We start from the raw sequence: 16,349 nt of genomic DNA on the forward strand, positions 1-16,349 counted from the left end.
CCGCACGGGAGCCCGCAATGCTGTCCTATTCCGTCACGGAGTTGACCGACCCGCACGATTTCGCGCGCTGGGACGCCTTCGTCGACGCCTGCCCGGAAACCACCTTCTTCCATCGCGCCGGCTGGAAGCCCGTCATAGAGGAAAGCTTCGGCCAGCGCTGCCATTTCCTGATGGCCGAGCGGGCCGGCGCCATCCGCGGCATCCTGCCCCTGACGCTGGTCAAAAGCCGCCTGTTCGGCACGCGGCTGGTCTCCACCGGCTGGTGCGTCGGCGGCGGCGCGGCGCTGACCGAGGACGCCGCCCTGCCCGCCCTGGACGCGGCGGCCGAAAGCCTGATGCAGCGGACCGGCGCCGCCTACATCGAGGTGCGCGACCCCGCCCGGCCGCACGCCCAGTGGCCGCGCAAGGAGGGCCTTTACGCCACCTTCGACCGCACCACCGAGGCCGAGGAGGACGCCTGCCTCAAGCAGATTCCGCGCAAGCAGCGGGCCGTCGTGCGCAAGGCGCTGAAAAGCGACATGACCTGGCGCCGCGACGACGACGTGGACACCTGCTGGACGCTCTATGCCCGATCCATGCGGGGGCTGGGAACGCCGGTCTTCGCGCGCCGCTACTTCCGCGCCCTGAAGCGCACGTTCGGCGACGCCTGCGACGTACTGACGGTCGCGACGGCAGAGGGGGCGCCACTGTCGTCGGTCCTGAACTTCTATTTCCGCGATCGCGTGCTGCCCTTCTACACCGGCGCCGTGCCCGAGGCCCGGACGACCGGCGCGGCGGACCTGATGTACTACCGCCTCATGCGCGACAGTGTGGCGCGCGGGTATCCCGTCTTCGACTTCGGGCGCAGCAAGGTCGACACCGGCCCCTTCGCCTTCAAGAAGAACTGGGGCTTCACCCCGCGCGCGGTGATCCACGAGTTCCGCCTGCGCGAGGGCGAAGCCATGCCCGACGTCAATCCCAACAACCCGAAGTACCGGCGCATGATCGCGCTGTGGAAGCGCCTGCCGCTTCCGGTCGCGAACACCCTGGGCCCCTGGATCGGCCGACAAGTGGGATAGGCTCGACGCCCCGGCGGACGAAGTGGCTACGCCGGAAGGCGTGTCGGCAGGCGTTGCACCTCCTACACGGTAGGACCGAAGGGCGTTTGAAGCGAGAGGGCGGCGGACCTATCGTTCTGGTATCCGCAGCCCCACGGGAAACAGGTCACCATGAGCGCGAACAGCGAGCATCACGATGACGTCACGCCCAACGGCGCGGACGGCCGCGCCGGACCGCCGGCCGCCGCGACCGGCACCGGCCCTGCCCGGCGCCGCCTGCTGCAGGCAGGCCTGGGTGCGGCGCCGGTCATCCTGACCCTGACCAGCAAGCCGGCGTTCGCGCAGACGGTCACCGACCGCAGCGCCATGGAATCCATGTCCACCTGCGCCTCCGGCGCCAGCGAGGCCTGTCTGGAAGGCCAGACGGTGGAACAGTGGCGCGGGCGCTTCCTGCCCAGCACCGAGACCTTGAGCACCGACACCACCACCACCGACACCACGCTCGCCACCTTCAGCACGACCGAGACGACGGACACCACCACCACCGACGACTCGGACACCACATCGACCGGCGACCTGACGTTCAAGTGGCTTTTCGGCGACCGCTGGGTCGACGTGAACGGCAGAAAGTGGCAGGGCAACCCCACCATTGGCGACGTGCTGCACATGGACCCCTCGCTCAGCGAAGGCACGGCCAGTGACGACGCCGACCACCTGGGCAAGCGCCTGGTGGCGGCCTACCTGAACGCCGTGTCGCTGGATTATCCGATGACGCCAGAAGCGGTCCGCGCCCTGGGGGCCGTGGCCGTCACCGGCAGCGGCACCTTCGCCCCCTTCGAGGGCACGCTGATAGAATGGGGCCCGCGGGAGTGCAGGGGCTACGTGACCAACACCATCGCCCTGTACTAGAGCCGGCCGCGCCATGACGGCACCGGACCAGACCGCCCCCGCCCTGCGCGCAACGCCCGCCCCGCGGCTGCTCTGGCGTCGCTGGGAGGATGGGGCGGTGGTCTACCGCGAGGATCGGGGCGAGACGCATTTTCTCGATCCCGCCACGGCTGCTGTCCTGGTCACGCTGTGCGAAGCCCCGGTGCCGCCTTCCCGCGACGATCTGCTCGCCGCCATGCGCGACGCGACGCCCGCAGGCGGCGACGGCGACGGCGAGGCGGGGACTGCCCGGCACCTGGCCCGGCACCTGGAGCGTATCCTCGACCGCCTGGCGCGGGCCGGACTGGTCCTGCGCCACACCCCGACGGACGCTCCGGCGCCATGACGGTCCTGTCCGCGCCACCTCGCCCGCCCCGCGCAGCCACGGAATCGGCGGCGCCCGTGATCTGCGTCCGCGACCTGGCGCCCGGCGCGGTGCGTGCCACCCTCGGCAGCGACGGGCTGCGGCTTCGTCTTGGTCCTTACACCGTGAACCTGCGCACGCGCCTGCCCGAGCTGGTCGCCATGGTGGAGCGCCTGTACGCCGCCCATCCCGTAGCGCCGGCGGATGCTTTCGTCGACGTGGAGGCGGAGGTGCGTTCCGCCGCCGGCCCGCGCCGCTGGATCTCGCCGCAGGTGCTGTTCCTGCGGGATTCCGAGGTCCTGTTCCAGCCCCAGCCCCGCGCCCACGCGCCGGCCATGATGGAATGGGGCCTGAACTGGTGCCTGTCGGTGGGCATCCACGACCTGATGGTGCTGCACGCCGCCGTCGTCGCCCGGCCCGACGGCCGCGCCGCCGTGATGCCGGCCCCGCCGGGCTCGGGCAAGACCACGCTGTGCGCGGGGCTTGTGGCGGCGGGTTGGAGGCTGCTGTCCGACGAGTTGTGCCTGGTGTCCCTGCACGACGGCGCCCTGATCCCCTGCCCGCGCCCGCTCAACCTGAAGAACCGGTCCATCGACGTCATCGCAGCGCGCCAGCCCGACGCCGTCCTGGGGCCCGAGGTGCGCGACACCAGCAAGGGCGTCGTGCGGCACCTGGCGCCGCCGACCGACAGCGTGGTCCGCGCCGGCGAGCCGGCACGCGCGGCCTGGGTGGTCTTCCCCACCTGGGCCGAGGGGGCGCCGGCCACCATGGTCCCGCTCGGCCGGGCGGAGGCCTTCCTGCGGCTGGTGGAGAACTGCTTCAACTACCACATCCTGGGCGGCGCGGCCTTCGCGGCGCTGGGCGCCCTGACCGACGCCGCCGAACCCCGCGCCTTCACCTATTCGGACCTGGACGATGCCGTCGCCGCCTTCGATGCGCTCTGAGCTGCTGCGCCTGATGGGCGATCCCACCAGCGCGCCGGCCCTGACGCCGGCGCAGTGGTCGGCATTGCTGCCCGTGGCGCGCCAGGCCCGACTGCTCGGCCGGCTCGCGCACGCCGTCCGGGCGGCCGGTGTCCTGCCCGCCCTGCCCGACGGCCCGCGCCGGCACCTGACGGGCGCGCTGCGGCTGGTCGCCGCCCATCACCGCGACGTCCGGGCAGAGGTGGCGCACATCATGGAGGCGCTGAAGGACCTGGATGCGCCGGTGGTGCTGCTGAAGGGCGCGGCCTATGTGCTGGGCGACCTGCCGGCGGCCGACGGGCGCCTGTTCACCGACACCGACGTGATGGTCCCGGCCGCCGCGCTCAACCGGGCGGAAAGCCTGCTGGCCCTGGCCGGATGGGTGCCGGCGAAATCCGACGCCTACGACACCCTGTACTACCGCCGGTGGATGCATCAGGTGCCGCCTCTGGTGCATTTCCGGCGCGGAACGGTGCTGGACCTGCATCATACGCTGGTGCCGCCGACCGCGCGGGTGGCCCTGGAGGCCGACCTGGTCTTCGGTGCCGCCCGTCCCCTTCCCGGAGTGCCGGGGGCATGGCTTCCCGCACCGGCGGACATGGTCCTGCACTCGGCGGCGCACCTGTTCAACGAGGGCATGTTCAACAATGCCCTGCGGGATCTGTCGGACATGGACCGCCTGTTGCGCCACTTCGCAGCGACGGACCCCGGCTTCTGGGACAGCCTGCCCGCCCGCGCCCGTCGGCTGGACATGGAAGCCCCGCTGGCCCACGCCCTTGTCGCGGCCCGCGGCCTTCTCGGCACGCCGGTGCCCGAGGCGGTGGCCGTGCGGCTCATGGCGGAGACGGGCCTCGGGCCGCGCCTGCTGTCGCCCGTCTTCGACGCCGCCCTGCAGCCGTCCCATCCCGCCTGCCGGGGACGCGGCGCGGCGGCGGCCGTGGGGTTCCTCTACCTGCGCGGCCACTGGATGCGCATGCCGCTCCGCCACCTGGTCCCGCACCTGACGCGCAAGGCATGGCGCGCCGCTCTGGAAGGCCTGCACGCCGATCCCACCCAGCGGGCCGCGCGCTGAGGCCTGCCGCGTCACCGTCGTTTGCGCGCCAGGCGCCCGGCGATCCACAACACCAGCAGGATGCCCGCGCCATTGGCGGCGGCATCGACGACGGACCCGGTGTGGAAGGGCAGCCGCGCCTGGATCATCTCGATCCACACGCCGAAGGTCATCAGCCCGACGCCGACCCAGCGGAACCACGCGGCACGGTCGCCGCCGAGCGCCACGACGGCCAGCGCCGTCAGCCAGGCATAGGCCGCAAGGTGCAGGACCTTGTCCCACACCGGCACGGGCGGCGGCGGTGCGCGGTTGGCGGTGGGACCGTGCGTCGACAGCGAAAGCCAGACGATTGCCGCGACGCTGACAAGGAATCCGGCAACTCCCACGGCCCGCCACGGCGCGGCGCGGCGCCTTCGGCCCGGCGGGATGGGCGGCGGGTGCTGCGGGGGCGTCAGGTCCATGGCGAGGCTGCGGCACTCCTGAACCGTCGGGCGGCCGGCGGCAGAAACGGCGGCGGGCGCCCCCACGTCATGGAGGCGCCCGCCGGATCGTCTTCGGCCGGTAGAGCGATGCCCGGCCGGCCCGGATCAGGCCGGCTGGACACCCGTCGGCTGCGCGCTGTTGGCAAAGCCGTGGTGCAGCGCCCAGATGGCCGCCTGGGTGCGGTTGGCCGCGTTGATCTTCTTCAGCAGGCTGCGCAGGTGCACCTTCACGGTGGCTTCCGTGATGCTGAGGCGGCGGGCGATGACCTTGTTGGGCTCGCCGGCGACCAGCAGGTGCAGGATGTCCATCTCGCGGGCGGTCAGGTTGTACTGCTCCTGGCTGCCCGGCATGACCACCATGGACTGGGCACCGCCACGCAGCAGGCGCGCCACCAGGTTGGCCGGATAAACCCGCTCGCCCTCAGCGATCAGGGCCAGGGACTGCAGCAGGACCGAAGGCTTCATGGTCTTGATCAGGAAACCGTCGATGTCCTGCATCAGGCAATCGGTCATCAGCATGGGACACTGCTGGCCGACCAGCGCCACGATCCGCGCGTCGGGCACGGCCTCGCGGATGGCGTTGAAGTCGGCCGGAACCGTTTCGGCGCCCGCCGGCAGTTCGGCGATGACAAGGTCCGGATGCTCGGTCTGCAGGTAGGACAGCGCGTCCTCCACCCGTTCCGCCTCACAGTCGATGCGGAACCGGCTGTCCCGAAGGATGCTCTTGAGCCCCTCCCGGAAGAACGAATTGCTCTCAATGATGCAGGTCTTGATAAGCTCTTTTTCCATCGTGACCCCCAAAGTCGGTCGAAATGTTATCCCCAAGTCGCGATAGATAGTCCCCAGAACCCCACCTGTTTACCGGGCGGACGGTGGCCTGAACCGGCAGATGCCTTGCGAATTATGCCGGCGCCCCGAAAGGTGACCGACTGCCTTTTTTTATCCTTCGCGAGACACCAGCCGTCGCGCGTTCTGCGCGGAGCGGCCTGGTTGACTATGTCGCATGAACGCCACCTTCCGGTTGAGAACCAGGGCAGACGGCGCCCACTGCATGCCTCGATAGCGCATATCCTCAATTCACCTTGAAGCGGCGGCGCGCCTTGTAGCCGGCCCGTCCTACCGCTTCGTCGCGGCACACACGGTCTTAGGAACCGCGGGCACAGAAAAAAGGTCCATCCAAAGTTATGCCGGGAGGAAAAATTTTTCCGCCTTTCGGCATATGACTAAGCTTCTCCCGCATCCGCGGCCATGACGACATTCCGGATCGGGAAACAACACATCCATCCACTGACCAATGAAGAGGCAACAGAGCCCTCAAAGGACGAACGGCATATGTCTCAGTCGCATGGAAGGTAGCACGGCACCCACCCGATAAAAAGCCCCCCGTAGAAGGGAACCGACAATTTATTCGAAATGTGCGGACCTTTATTAAAAATGCGCCCGACTTTACTATACTTTTCGCGCGTGCTCACGCCCCCTTGGTCGCACGACCAGGTGTGCGGCACCATTCCAAACGCGCAACTCTGCGCGAACGGTTGAGACGCCACCGCGACCGCAGTGCTTCTTTAGGCGGAGCAGACCCTGACGGTTTGGCGGGCCCGGCCCAACCGAAAGATCTCCACGTCGGGGCGCGCGGGCCGCCGGTCGCCTCAGACGCGGCCGACTCGGCCAGGGGCCGGACCTTTCGGCATCCGCCCTGCCGCCAATGGCGGGGCCGCGTACGTCGCCTGCGTGGTGGAAAACCGCCGTGCCGGCGCCCTACAGTATGACTGGGCCGAAAAGCCCGCGCGCCCGCCGCGGTGGAGTCTTTCCCCCTCACCATTCCCCCCTGCGACACCACGGCGGGCGCTACCTCTTCGCGAAAAAAGGCCGCCGACCCAAGGGTCCGGCGGCCTTTTTCGCGTTGATCGCACGCGGGTGCGGCGTCAGCCGGGCGGATCGTCGGGCCAGTCGTCCCCGCGGCCCTCGGCCACCTCCAGAAGCCGCGACAGGCTGGCGGCCATCATGCGCTGACCGCCGCGCATGGGCTTGAAGAAGCGGCCGTCCACCTCTTCGACCAGCGGCACGGCCCGACGCACCAGGGCCGCGCCTTCGTCGGTCAGGCGCGGGTTCTTGGCGCGGGTGTCGCGGCCCTTGCGGCGTTCGACCAGACCGCGCTTTTCCAACCCGCGCAGGATCTGTGACATGGTGTTGGGATCAAGGCGCACATGCCGCCCCAGCGCCGCCTGGCTGACCGGCGCTCCGTCGCGGGTCAGCCAGGCCAGCGACGCCATGGTGACGAACTGCGGATGCGTCAGGCCCAGCGGCGTCAAAGCGCCCTCCACCTGGCGGCGCCACGTGGTGCTGACCAGCCACAGCAGGAATCCCGGGCTTGCATCCGGCCCGGCATAGCGGCTGACCTCGGTCCAGTCGTCGTCGGTGGTCACGGTCATCTTCGTCATGGCGCGAACAGTACACGCATCATCCGCGGGAATGTGACGAAAATCCGGCCGGATCAGCCGAATGCGCAGCCCGGGGAAACGGCTCTGCCGACCCTAAGGCGAGCCATTTTCGGAATTTACCCTCAATGGGAGCAGCATAGCGCAACTCAAAATAAAAATGCCGCCGCGATTTCCTCTCAACTTACGAAATTCATTCGCGTAAAGAGAGTTAACCTTGGAGCCTCTTGACTATAACTAAGGTCCAGATGTCAAAGGCTTGCGACGTCCTAAGGTTATTCGTTATACTTGCTGAAAACAATCGTGGGGCGAGCGGGAACCGACATGTATGACGGCTTCGAATGGGACGGAGCCCGGGACAGGTCCAATGTCGAGGCACACGGGGTCGACCTGGAAAGTGCGGCGGCGGTGTTCGAGGGACCGGTCCTGGCGCGGCCCGATGAGCGTGCCGCCCTGGGCGAGCGCCGCTTCATCGGAATCGGCGCCGTTTCCGGCGTGGAACTGACCATCGTCTTTACCGTCCGGTCCCCCCGCCTGTGCAGGATCGTGTCGGCACGGAGGGCTCATGGCATCGAGCGGCAAACGTATCATGAGGCGCTCGCGCGCCGCGCTGCGGATTGATCCCGACCGGCTGCACGACGCCGCTCGCCGCGACGACCGGACCATCGCCGAGGAGGCAGAGGCCGATCCAGCCTCGGCCCCCGTGCAGCAGCCGGAGAACTGGCGCGGGGCGGAACTGATCGAGCCCGAGACGACTGTGCAGGTCACCCTGCGGGTCCACCGCGACACACTGCGCGCGTTCCAGGCCGATGGCCCGGGCGCCGAGCAGCGCATGGCGCGCGTGCTCGACGAACAGGCCCGCCAGCAAACCGACTGATACCGGACGACACATGAAATCGTACACTTGTCGTCCGGCAAGGCCGACTGGCCGCCGCGCCTTATGGCGCGTAAGGCTGCGTGCCGCCTGAACGCAGCGTCGATGATTGAAAGGAATGACGCTGCGGTGTGCGCGCTTACGCGCGCGCCGTAGGCTCCTGACGGCAGGTCGGCACCTGACGCACGAGACAGTCGCTCACGCGCCATCGGGCGGGCGCGGCAGCCGGTGTCCGTGTCGCGCTCACCAAGGCTCAGGCCTTGCCGGTCGACGAGTGTACGATTTCGTGTGTCGTCCGGGCCGATCGGCCAGAAAACGCCGCCTCCCGCACGCGGCGCACGCGGACGCCCCTCCACCCGTCAGGGCCGTGCGTGCGGTGCCGGACCGATACTCATGAAAAACGCCGCGCCGGAAGGTCCGGGCGGCGGGCAGGCCGGCATCTCATGCGGCCGGGATGGTCTGGCGCGGAAACGTTTCTTGCCTACGGCAGGCGGCAGCGTGACCGGCCGGCAGCGGGTTTGGACGCCGCCGCCGGCCGGTGATCCACGCGAAATTACTTGCGCATCATCTGCTGGTAGATGCGCTCCGCCTTGTTGGCGGCAGCCTCGGCGCGCTGCGCCGCGGCCTCGGCACGCTGGGCGGCGGCCTGGGCGGACTGAGCGGACTGCTGAGCCTGCTGGCCGGCCTGCGTGGCCGCGGTCATGGTGGCGCGATCCTCATCGGTCATGCCCTGGGCGCAAGCGGCCAGGCCAAGAACGAGCGGAGCGGCGAGGAGCAAACGAGATTTCTTCATATCAATAAACCTCCCAATGTCACGCGTGAGGCGGACCTTCTGTCAGCGCCCGCCTGCCGCGTATGGTTGGCTAGAAGTTCCCCTAATAGCAAGGGCTTCTTGCGGATAAGCCTCATGGTTTCGCCGATCCGTCACGATTCTGCGCATCAAGTACCTTGGCGATGAACCGAACCGTGATGTGCCGGCGCTCGGCCAGAGACATCGTGTCTGCGGCCGCTACGACTCGACGCGCGGCAGCGAAGGACCGTTCCATATGCCGCAGCAAAAAGCCGATAACGTCCGGCCCGACCCGCAGTTGCCGGTCGATGAACAGCTTGACCAGAACCGCCTCCATGAGAATGTCGTCGGGGGCGGCGATGGCGGCCGTCTGGGCCGTCGACAGGCGCGACCGCAGGTCGGGCAGGTCGACCTTCCACCGGGCGGGCGGCTCCTCGCCAGTGAGCAATATGTGACGTTGCGCGTCTTTCACGAGGTTCCAGGCGTGAAACAGCGCCTGCTCCACCTCCGGGTCGGGCACCAGGCGGTCGGCGCCCTCCACCACCAGGGCGCGGTGATGGTCCAGCAGATAGGGGATGTCCTCGTCGGGCAACTCCTCGGCGCGCAGGATGGCCGCGCCCGACCGGGCCGCGAAGACGTGCGCCAGGTGCGTCTTGCCGCAGCCGCGCGGGCCGTGCAGGGCCAAAGCCGGGCCGGGCCAGCGCGGCCAGCAGTCAAGCCAGGCCACCGCCTCGGCGTTGGCCGGCGTGACGAGGAAGTCTTCCCGCGACAACGCCGGACGGTGCGGCAGGTCGAGGGGCAGTTGCTTGCCGGGATCGGTGCTCATGGTCACGTCGCGTCGGGCGCTGCCGGGGGCGGTGGCGGCAGATCGCGGCGCGCTCCTCCTCGGCCCTGGAAATACGGGCTGTTCAGGTACTGGCCCAGGAAGAACCGCGCCAGCACGCCGACCACCGCCGCCACGGGCACCGCCAGCAGGATGCCGACGAAGCCGAACAGCGCGCCGCCGGCCAGCAGCGCAAAGATCACCCAGACCGGGTGCAGGCCGATGCGGTCCCCCACCAGCTTGGGGGTCAGGAAGTTGCCCTCGATCATCTGCCCGGCGACGAAGACGCCCGCGACCAGCGCCACCGGTGTATAGGTGTCGAACTGCGCGAGCGCCAGACCGATGCCGACCACGAATCCGGAAATGGTGCCCAGATAGGGAACGAAGCTGATGATGCCCGCGCCAAGGCCCACCAGCAGCCCCAGGTCAAGCCCGACGACGCTCAGGCCGATGGCGTAGAAGGCGCCCAGCACCAGGCAGACGCTTGCCTGGCCGCGGATGAACCCGGCCAGGGTCTGGTCGATCTCGCGGAACTGGGCGCGGATGGTGTCGGCGTGCTCGCGCGGCAGCCAGTTGTCGACCTTGGTCACCATGCGGTCCCAGTCGCGCAACTGGTAGAAGGCGACCACCGGCGTGATGAACACCAGCGACAGCAGGTTGAGCAGCGCAAACCCGCCCGACAGCAGGCCCTTCAGCACCGTGCCCACGAAGGCCAGGGCGTTGCCTATGAAGCCGCTGGCCTGCGTGCGCAGGGTCTCCACCTGATCGGGCGGCAGGCGTTCGACGCCCATCTGGATGATGGGCTCGGCGGCCTCGCGCAGCATGTCGATGTAGCCCGGCAGCCGCACCAGGAACGACATCACCTGCGCCTGCAACAGCGGCACCAGCAGCAGCAGCGCCGCCACCAGCACCGCGACGATGCCGGCGGTGACCACCACCGTCGCCATCAGTCGCGACAGGCCCCACTTCTGCAGGCGGTCGGCGACGGGATCGAGGAAATAGGCTATGGCCATGCCGGCGACGAACGGCAGCAGCACCTCGCGCAGCACCCACAGCGCTGCGACGAAGACCACCAACCCGATCAACCAGAAGCGCAGTTGTCGCCCACCGGCCATGGTGTTGTCGTCACTCCCCCTGCCGGGTCATCCCGGTCCGACGCGCGGCCCGCGCGTCACCTGTCGTCGCCCTCGTGGGTCGCCTCGAGCGCGTGGCGGCCCCAGACCCACAGGTAGGCGGCCCCCGACGCGATGGTGGTCGCGGCCGCCGCAAAGGTCAGTACACCAACCAGCGGGCCGACGTCCAGATTCAGTCCCTCGACCGCCAGCGTTCCGGCGCCCAGCGCCACCTGGGCCACGGTGTTGGCCTTGCTGACCAGCAGCGGGCGCATGTGCAGCCCGCCCACCACCATTTCATACAGAATGGCACCGCCGACGATGAGGACGTCGCGGAACACCACCAGCGTGACGATCCACGACGGCAGCACCCCCGACCACCCCAGCGCCACGAAGACGCTGACCAGCAGCGCCTTGTCCGCCAGCGGGTCGAGGAACCCGCCCAGCTTGCTCCGCGCATCCAGCACGCGGGCCAGGATGCCGTCCACGGCGTCGGTGACGCCCGCCAGCACGAAAACCCAGAAAGCCCACGCCAGGCGGCCCTCCAGGATCAACTCGACCACCACCGGCACCATGAGCAGCCGGAAGATGGTCAGCAGGTTGGGCAGTTGCTTGACGATGGCCCGTTGCGGACGCACGACGCCTCCCTCAGCGCGGCGCCATGACCCGGCCCTGCCCCGGCGTCGGAGCCGAGGCCTCGCCCGGCTGCTGCTGCGGTGCGCCTTGAGCCGCCGGCCCGGCCTGGGTCGCCGGCTGGGCCCCCTGCGCCGCGCCCTGGGCGCCCGCCGCTTCCGGCGTGATCATGGGCTGGCGCGCGGGCTCGGCCGGGGCCGGGGCGCGGCGCAGCTCGATGCGCCACACGCCGCCGCCCAGGTCGCTCATGTCCAGCCCGTACTGGGCGAGCGTGAGGGTCAGGCGCTCGACGTCGCCCATGTATCCCAGCAGAATCTGCGCCCTCTCGCGGCTGAGGGCCTGCACCTCCACGCCGCGCACCAGGGGCACCTGCCCCAGGCGCTCGCGCACCGTCAGCCAAGTCTCCAGGCCGCCCGAGGTGGGCACGATCGCCGTCATCCTCTGCGGCGCCGCGTCGGGCGACAGACCGGCCGCCGCGCCGCCGCCCTGCCACTGGTCGTCGCGCAGGCGGGCCGCCACCTCGTCGGCGGCGCGGCTGAGGAAGGCCGACCGGTCCTCGGCCGGATCGCGGGTCAGGGTGAGGGACTGCCGGCTCGGCTGACCGGCCAGGCGATAGCGCGTCATGTCCACGGCCAGCTGGTCCTCGCCGGCCAGGGCGGCGCGGGCCACCACGGACTCGGTCATGTCGTAGCGCTGGAGCAGGTTGCGGACGGCCGCGGCGTCGCCGCCCGCGGCCTCGTCAGCCGACAGCGCCCGCAGGTCGCCCAGGTCGCCCAGCGGCACGCGCGTCGGCACCAGGCCGTCGCCGGCACGCCGGTTCCAGGCCGCGCGCCAGGGGTTGGGGTCCTCCCACAGGATGGGCCCGGCGGCGCCCGGCGCCTGCCACAGCGGCACCACCAGGACCGGCGTGCGCGGCTGCTCGCTGAAGGGGATGTCGTTCATGCGCAGAAGCTGGCGCACGGCATCGGGATTGTAGGTGATGTCCAGGGTGGCGATGTAGCGGACGTTGGACCGCTTCTCGTCCTCCACCTGCAGGGACAGCACGTAGTTCTGCGCCTCCTCGCCGCCGATCTCGGGCAGGCGATCCTGATACCCGGCGGGAGCGAGGTCGCGCATGACCTGCCGCAGCCCCTTGGCCTGGCCTTCCATCAAGGCCTGATCGCGGGCGGCGACGGCACTGTCGGCGGTCACGTCGACCTTCACGTCGTCGGCGGTGAACAGTGCCAGCGTCGCCGGGTCGGGCGCCTGCGCGCGCGCCGGGGCGCCGGGCACCGAAACCACGGCCAGAAGGGCCGCCAGGACCATTGCAAACACGCGCCGATGCAGTATCTTCCCGCACACCGATCGCAACCGAACAGAACCAGACGAGGCCGTCATCACCACTCCCTCTGACAAGACCGGGTTGTCGTACAAGGACGCCGGCGTTGACATTGACGCCGGAAACGCGCTTGTGCAAGCGATCAAGCCGCTCGCCAAATCGACCACCCGTTCCGGGGCCGACGCCGCGCTGGGCGGTTTCGGCGCCCTTTTCGACCTGAAGGCCGCCGGCTTCACCGATCCGGTGCTCATCGCCGCCACCGACGGCGTGGGCACGAAGCTGCGCGTCGCCATCACCGCCGGACGCCATGAAAGCGTGGGCATAGACCTGGTGGCGATGAGCGTCAACGACCTGGTGGTCCAGGGCGGCGAGCCGCTGTTCTTCCTCGACTACTACGCGACGGGGCGCCTGGAGGTTACCGTCGCGCGCGACGTGGTCGCCGGCATCGCGGAAGGCTGCCGCCAGGCGGGCTGCGCGCTCATCGGCGGCGAGACCGCCGAAATGCCCGGCATGTACGAGGACGGCGACTACGACGTCGCCGGCTTCGCCGTCGGCGCGGCGGAACGCGGCCAGCTTCTGGACGGCACCGGCGTGGCCGAGGGCGACGTGGTGATCGGCCTGGCGTCGTCGGGTATCCACTCCAACGGCTATTCGCTGGTCCGCCGCATCGTGGAGCGCTCGGGCGTCGGCTACGACGCCCCGGCCCCCTTCGCGGAAGGCCGGAGCCTGGGCGAGGCCCTGCTGACGCCGACGCGCATCTATGTGAAAAGCTGCCTGGCCGCCGTGCGCGCCGGGCATGTGAAAGCGCTGGCGCACATTACCGGCGGCGGCTTCTGGGAGAACATCCCCCGCGTGCTGCCCGAAGGCCTGGCCGCCGAGCTGGATGCCGACGCGCTGCCCCTGCCGCCGGTCTTCCGCTGGCTGGCCGAGCAAGGCGGCGTCTCGGCGCACGAGATGGCGCGCACCTTCAACTGTGGCGTCGGCATGGTCGCCGTCGTTCCCGCCGCCGAGGCGGAAGCCGCGCTGACAGTCTTCCGCGACCACGGCGAAGACGCCCGCGTCATCGGCCGCATGGTGGCACGCGAAGAGGGTTCGGAGCCCGTGCGCATCCCCGGCCTGTCCGAGGCGTGGGGCCTGTCCGCATGAGCGACTCCGGGCGCTCGCGCGTGAAGGTGGCCGTTTTGGTCTCGGGCCGGGGCAGCAACCTTCAAGCCCTGCTGGATGCCTGCGCCGATCCGTCGCACCCCGCCGAGATCGTTGCGGTGATCTCGAACGTGCCCGGCGCCTACGCGCTGGAGCGGGCGGAAAAGGCGGGCGTGCCGACGCAGGTGATCGACCACAAGGCCTTTGACGGCCGCCCCGCCTTCGAGGACGCGCTCAACGCCGCGCTGGACGCGGCGGGCGCGGAACTGGTGTGCCTGGCCGGCTTCATGCGCCTGCTGACGGATGCCTTCGTCGACCGCTGGCACGACCGGATGATCAACATCCATCCGAGCCTGCTGCCCAGCTTCAAGGGCCTGCACACCCACGAGCGGGCGCTGGAGGCCGGCGTGCGCTTCCACGGCTGCACGGTGCATTTCGTGCGCGCCGACATGGACGCCGGGCCGATCATCGCCCAGGCCGCCGTGCCCGTGCATCCCGACGATGACGCCGATGCGCTGGGCGCCCGCGTGCTGGAGGCCGAGCACCGCATTTATCCGCTGGCCCTGCGGCTGGTGGCCGAGGGCCACGCGCGGGTTTCCGGCCAGCGGGTCGTCATCACGAGCCACGGGGCGCCCGACTCCACACTGCTGAATCCGGCCGACTGACGGACGCCCCTCTTCATTCCTGTCTTGCAGCCCGACTCGTCGAGTCGGGCTTTTTTTGTGGCGCGGCCTAAACCCCTGCCCCGCCGCTGCGCGTTTTCGATAAGCCCTGGATGACGCGACGTCCGGCGCCTGCCAAGAAAACACGAAGGTTCCCAGGGGACTATGATTTTCGAATGAAAACGGAAACTTTTCGCTTGATGGACGCTTGAAGATTAATCGAACATTCACCCCTGCGTCATCGTCCTGTAACGGCGGGATGATAAACGGGTGGACATCGATTTTCCGACCATCCGGCACAACATTTTGTTTTGGGGAGAATTCCATGAACGGCCTCAAGCTCGGCCTGGCGGCGGCCACCGCCATCGCCACCATCGGCGCTGCCACCTCGGCCTTCGCCGCCACGGAAATCCAGTTCTGGCACGCCATGGGCGGCGGCACCACCGGCGAAAAGGTCGCCGAGTATGCCCAGCGCTTCAACGAAAGCCAGGACCAGTACGAGGTCAAAGCCGTCTACAAGGGGACCTACACCGAGGCCCTGACGGCCGCCATCGCCGCCTTCCGCGCGCGTCAGCAGCCCCACATCGTGCAGGTCTTCGAGGTCGGCACCGCCTCCATGATGGCCGCCGAGGGCGCCATCTACCCCGTCTACGAGTTGATGGAGGCCACCGGCAAGCCCTTCGACCCGGAAGACTACCTTGACGCGGTGAAGTCCTACTACACCACGCCGGACGGCCAGATGCTGTCCATGCCGTTCAACAGCTCCACCCCGGTGGTCTACTATAACAAGGACGCCTTCAAGAAGGCCGGCCTGGACCCCGACAACCCGCCGAAGACCTGGGAAGGACTGGTCGAGGCCAGCCGCAAGATCATGGAGGTCGAGGGCAACCCGACCTGCGGCTTCACTACCGGCTGGCAGAGCTGGGTGCAGCTGGAAAACTTCGGCGCCATGCACAACGTGCCGTTCGCCACCAAGGCCAACGGCTTCGAGGGCATCGACACCTCGCTGGTGTTCAACCAGGAGCCCTTCACCACCCACATCCAGAACATGCAGGACTGGCAGGAAGACCGCGTGTTCGTCTACGGCGGCCGCCGCGGCGATCCGAACCCGCTGTTCCTGACCGGCGAGTGCGCCATGCTGATGAACAGCTCGGCCTACTACGGTTCGGTCAAGGAAGGCGCGGGCTTCGACTGGGGCATCGCCCAGCTGCCGTACTACGAGTCGCTGGAAGGCGCCCCGCAGAACTCCATCATCGGCGGCGCCACCCTGTGGGTGCTGCAGGGCCACGACGATGAGGCCTACGCCGGCGTGGCCGAGTTCATGAACTTCCTGTCCTCGCCGGAGATCCAGCTGGACTGGCACAAGTCCACCGGCTACGTGCCCATCACCAATTCCGCCTACGAAGCCGCCAAGGAGGAAGGCTTCTACAAGGAGGCGCCGGGCGCCGATGTCGCGATCAAGCAGCTGACCATGAACGAGCCCACCGAGTACTCCAAGGGCTTGCGCCTGGGCAACTTCGTCCAGATCCGCGACATCATCAACGAGGAGCTGGAGTCGGTGTGGTCGGGCAGCAAGACCGCCAAGCAGGCGCTCGACAGCGCCGCCGACCGCGGCGACAAACTGCTGCGCAAGTTCGAGGAAAGCGTCAACTAAGCGCCTCGGATGCTCATGAGCCGGCCCTGACCGGCCGGCGCGACACCGCCCGTCGCCGCCAAACCGGCGGCGGGCGGTG

General features: G+C 69.1%; 18 protein-coding genes. 10 read left to right on the forward strand and 8 right to left on the reverse strand.

Annotation, left to right across the window (positions count from 1 at the left end; all coding sequences use genetic code 11):
• Window positions 1-17 precede the first annotated feature (17 nt).
• From LG334_RS17350 to LG334_RS17370, 5 genes are all read left to right on the forward strand, one after another.
• Window positions 18-1,058, forward strand: a complete 1,041-nt coding sequence (locus LG334_RS17350) for a FemAB family XrtA/PEP-CTERM system-associated protein (RefSeq protein ID WP_404379897.1) — start codon at window positions 18-20, stop codon at window positions 1,056-1,058.
• A 150-nt stretch (window positions 1,059-1,208) separates the two neighbouring features.
• Window positions 1,209-1,946, forward strand: a complete 738-nt coding sequence (locus LG334_RS17355) for a hypothetical protein (RefSeq protein ID WP_404379898.1) — start codon at window positions 1,209-1,211, stop codon at window positions 1,944-1,946.
• Window positions 1,947-1,959: 13 nt separating this feature from the next.
• A complete protein-coding gene (locus tag LG334_RS17360) occupies window positions 1,960-2,310 on the forward strand; it encodes a hypothetical protein (RefSeq protein ID WP_404379899.1) in 351 nt (116 codons plus the stop codon).
• A complete protein-coding gene (locus LG334_RS17365; protein ID WP_404379900.1) occupies window positions 2,307-3,272 on the forward strand; it encodes an HprK-related kinase A in 966 nt (321 codons plus the stop codon). The genes LG334_RS17360 and LG334_RS17365 overlap by 4 nt, the downstream gene beginning before the upstream one ends.
• Entirely contained in the window at window positions 3,244-4,362 is a 1,119-nt protein-coding gene (locus LG334_RS17370; RefSeq protein ID WP_404379901.1) for a nucleotidyltransferase family protein, read from the forward strand. The genes LG334_RS17365 and LG334_RS17370 overlap by 29 nt, the downstream gene beginning before the upstream one ends.
• 11 nt (window positions 4,363-4,373) lie before the next feature.
• On the opposite strand, the gene LG334_RS17375 is transcribed toward LG334_RS17370, so the two are convergent.
• The 3 genes from LG334_RS17375 to LG334_RS17385 form a co-directional block, all read right to left on the reverse strand.
• Window positions 4,374-4,802: a hypothetical protein gene (locus LG334_RS17375; protein ID WP_404379902.1), complete on the reverse strand. Its 429-nt coding sequence runs from the start codon at window positions 4,800-4,802 to the stop codon at window positions 4,374-4,376.
• A 126-nt stretch (window positions 4,803-4,928) separates the two neighbouring features.
• Window positions 4,929-5,612 carry a LuxR C-terminal-related transcriptional regulator gene (locus LG334_RS17380; protein ID WP_404379903.1) on the reverse strand — a complete coding sequence of 228 codons (684 nt, stop codon included), beginning with the start codon at window positions 5,610-5,612 and terminating at the stop codon, window positions 4,929-4,931.
• Between the two features lie 1,136 nt (window positions 5,613-6,748).
• Window positions 6,749-7,264, reverse strand: a complete 516-nt coding sequence (locus tag LG334_RS17385) for a MarR family winged helix-turn-helix transcriptional regulator (RefSeq protein WP_404379904.1) — start codon at window positions 7,262-7,264, stop codon at window positions 6,749-6,751.
• Between the two features lie 321 nt (window positions 7,265-7,585).
• On the opposite strand from LG334_RS17385, the gene LG334_RS17390 reads away from it, so the two are divergent.
• Entirely contained in the window at window positions 7,586-7,882 is a 297-nt protein-coding gene (locus LG334_RS17390) for a BrnT family toxin (protein WP_404379905.1), read from the forward strand.
• Window positions 7,851-8,138, forward strand: a complete 288-nt coding sequence (locus tag LG334_RS17395) for a hypothetical protein (RefSeq protein ID WP_404379906.1) — start codon at window positions 7,851-7,853, stop codon at window positions 8,136-8,138. Before LG334_RS17390 ends, LG334_RS17395 begins: the two co-directional genes overlap by 32 nt.
• A 550-nt stretch (window positions 8,139-8,688) precedes the next feature.
• On the opposite strand, the gene LG334_RS17400 is transcribed toward LG334_RS17395, so the two are convergent.
• The 5 genes from LG334_RS17400 to LG334_RS17420 all read right to left on the reverse strand — a co-directional run bounded on the left by LG334_RS17400 (window position 8,689) and on the right by LG334_RS17420 (window position 12,798).
• A complete protein-coding gene (locus tag LG334_RS17400) occupies window positions 8,689-8,928 on the reverse strand; it encodes a hypothetical protein (RefSeq protein ID WP_404379907.1) in 240 nt (79 codons plus the stop codon).
• Between the two features lie 112 nt (window positions 8,929-9,040).
• Entirely contained in the window at window positions 9,041-9,751 is a 711-nt protein-coding gene (locus LG334_RS17405) for a DNA replication protein (RefSeq protein ID WP_404379908.1), read from the reverse strand.
• Between the two features lie 2 nt (window positions 9,752-9,753).
• Window positions 9,754-10,863, reverse strand: coding sequence for an AI-2E family transporter (locus tag LG334_RS17410; protein WP_404379909.1), 1,110 nt, complete (start codon window positions 10,861-10,863; stop codon window positions 9,754-9,756).
• 56 nt (window positions 10,864-10,919) lie between these two features.
• Complete coding sequence (locus tag LG334_RS17415; protein WP_404379910.1) at window positions 10,920-11,498, reverse strand: CDP-alcohol phosphatidyltransferase family protein; 579 nt, start codon at window positions 11,496-11,498, stop codon at window positions 10,920-10,922.
• Between the two features lie 10 nt (window positions 11,499-11,508).
• On the reverse strand, window positions 11,509-12,798 hold the full coding sequence (locus tag LG334_RS17420) for a DUF2066 domain-containing protein (RefSeq protein WP_404386404.1): 1,290 nt from the start codon (window positions 12,796-12,798) through the stop codon (window positions 11,509-11,511).
• Window positions 12,799-12,943: 145 nt separating this feature from the next.
• On the opposite strand from LG334_RS17420, the gene purM reads away from it, so the two are divergent.
• The 3 genes from purM to ugpB all read left to right on the forward strand — a co-directional run bounded on the left by purM (window position 12,944) and on the right by ugpB (window position 16,270).
• Window positions 12,944-13,957, forward strand: a complete 1,014-nt coding sequence (gene purM, locus LG334_RS17425) for a phosphoribosylformylglycinamidine cyclo-ligase (protein ID WP_404379911.1) — start codon at window positions 12,944-12,946, stop codon at window positions 13,955-13,957.
• The gene (gene purN, locus LG334_RS17430; RefSeq protein ID WP_404379912.1) at window positions 13,954-14,619 is read left to right on the forward strand and encodes a phosphoribosylglycinamide formyltransferase; all 666 of its coding nucleotides are present in this window, start codon (window positions 13,954-13,956) and stop codon (window positions 14,617-14,619) included. The genes purM and purN overlap by 4 nt, the downstream gene beginning before the upstream one ends.
• A gap of 322 nt (window positions 14,620-14,941) precedes the next feature.
• Window positions 14,942-16,270 carry a sn-glycerol-3-phosphate ABC transporter substrate-binding protein UgpB gene (gene ugpB / locus LG334_RS17435; RefSeq protein ID WP_404379913.1) on the forward strand — a complete coding sequence of 443 codons (1,329 nt, stop codon included), beginning with the start codon at window positions 14,942-14,944 and terminating at the stop codon, window positions 16,268-16,270.
• Window positions 16,271-16,349: the final 79 nt, after the last annotated feature.

Origin of the sequence: Caenispirillum salinarum, assembly GCF_044803115.1 — a bacterium.
GTDB classification, from domain to species: domain Bacteria; phylum Pseudomonadota; class Alphaproteobacteria; order Rhodospirillales; family Rhodospirillaceae; genus Caenispirillum; species Caenispirillum salinarum_A.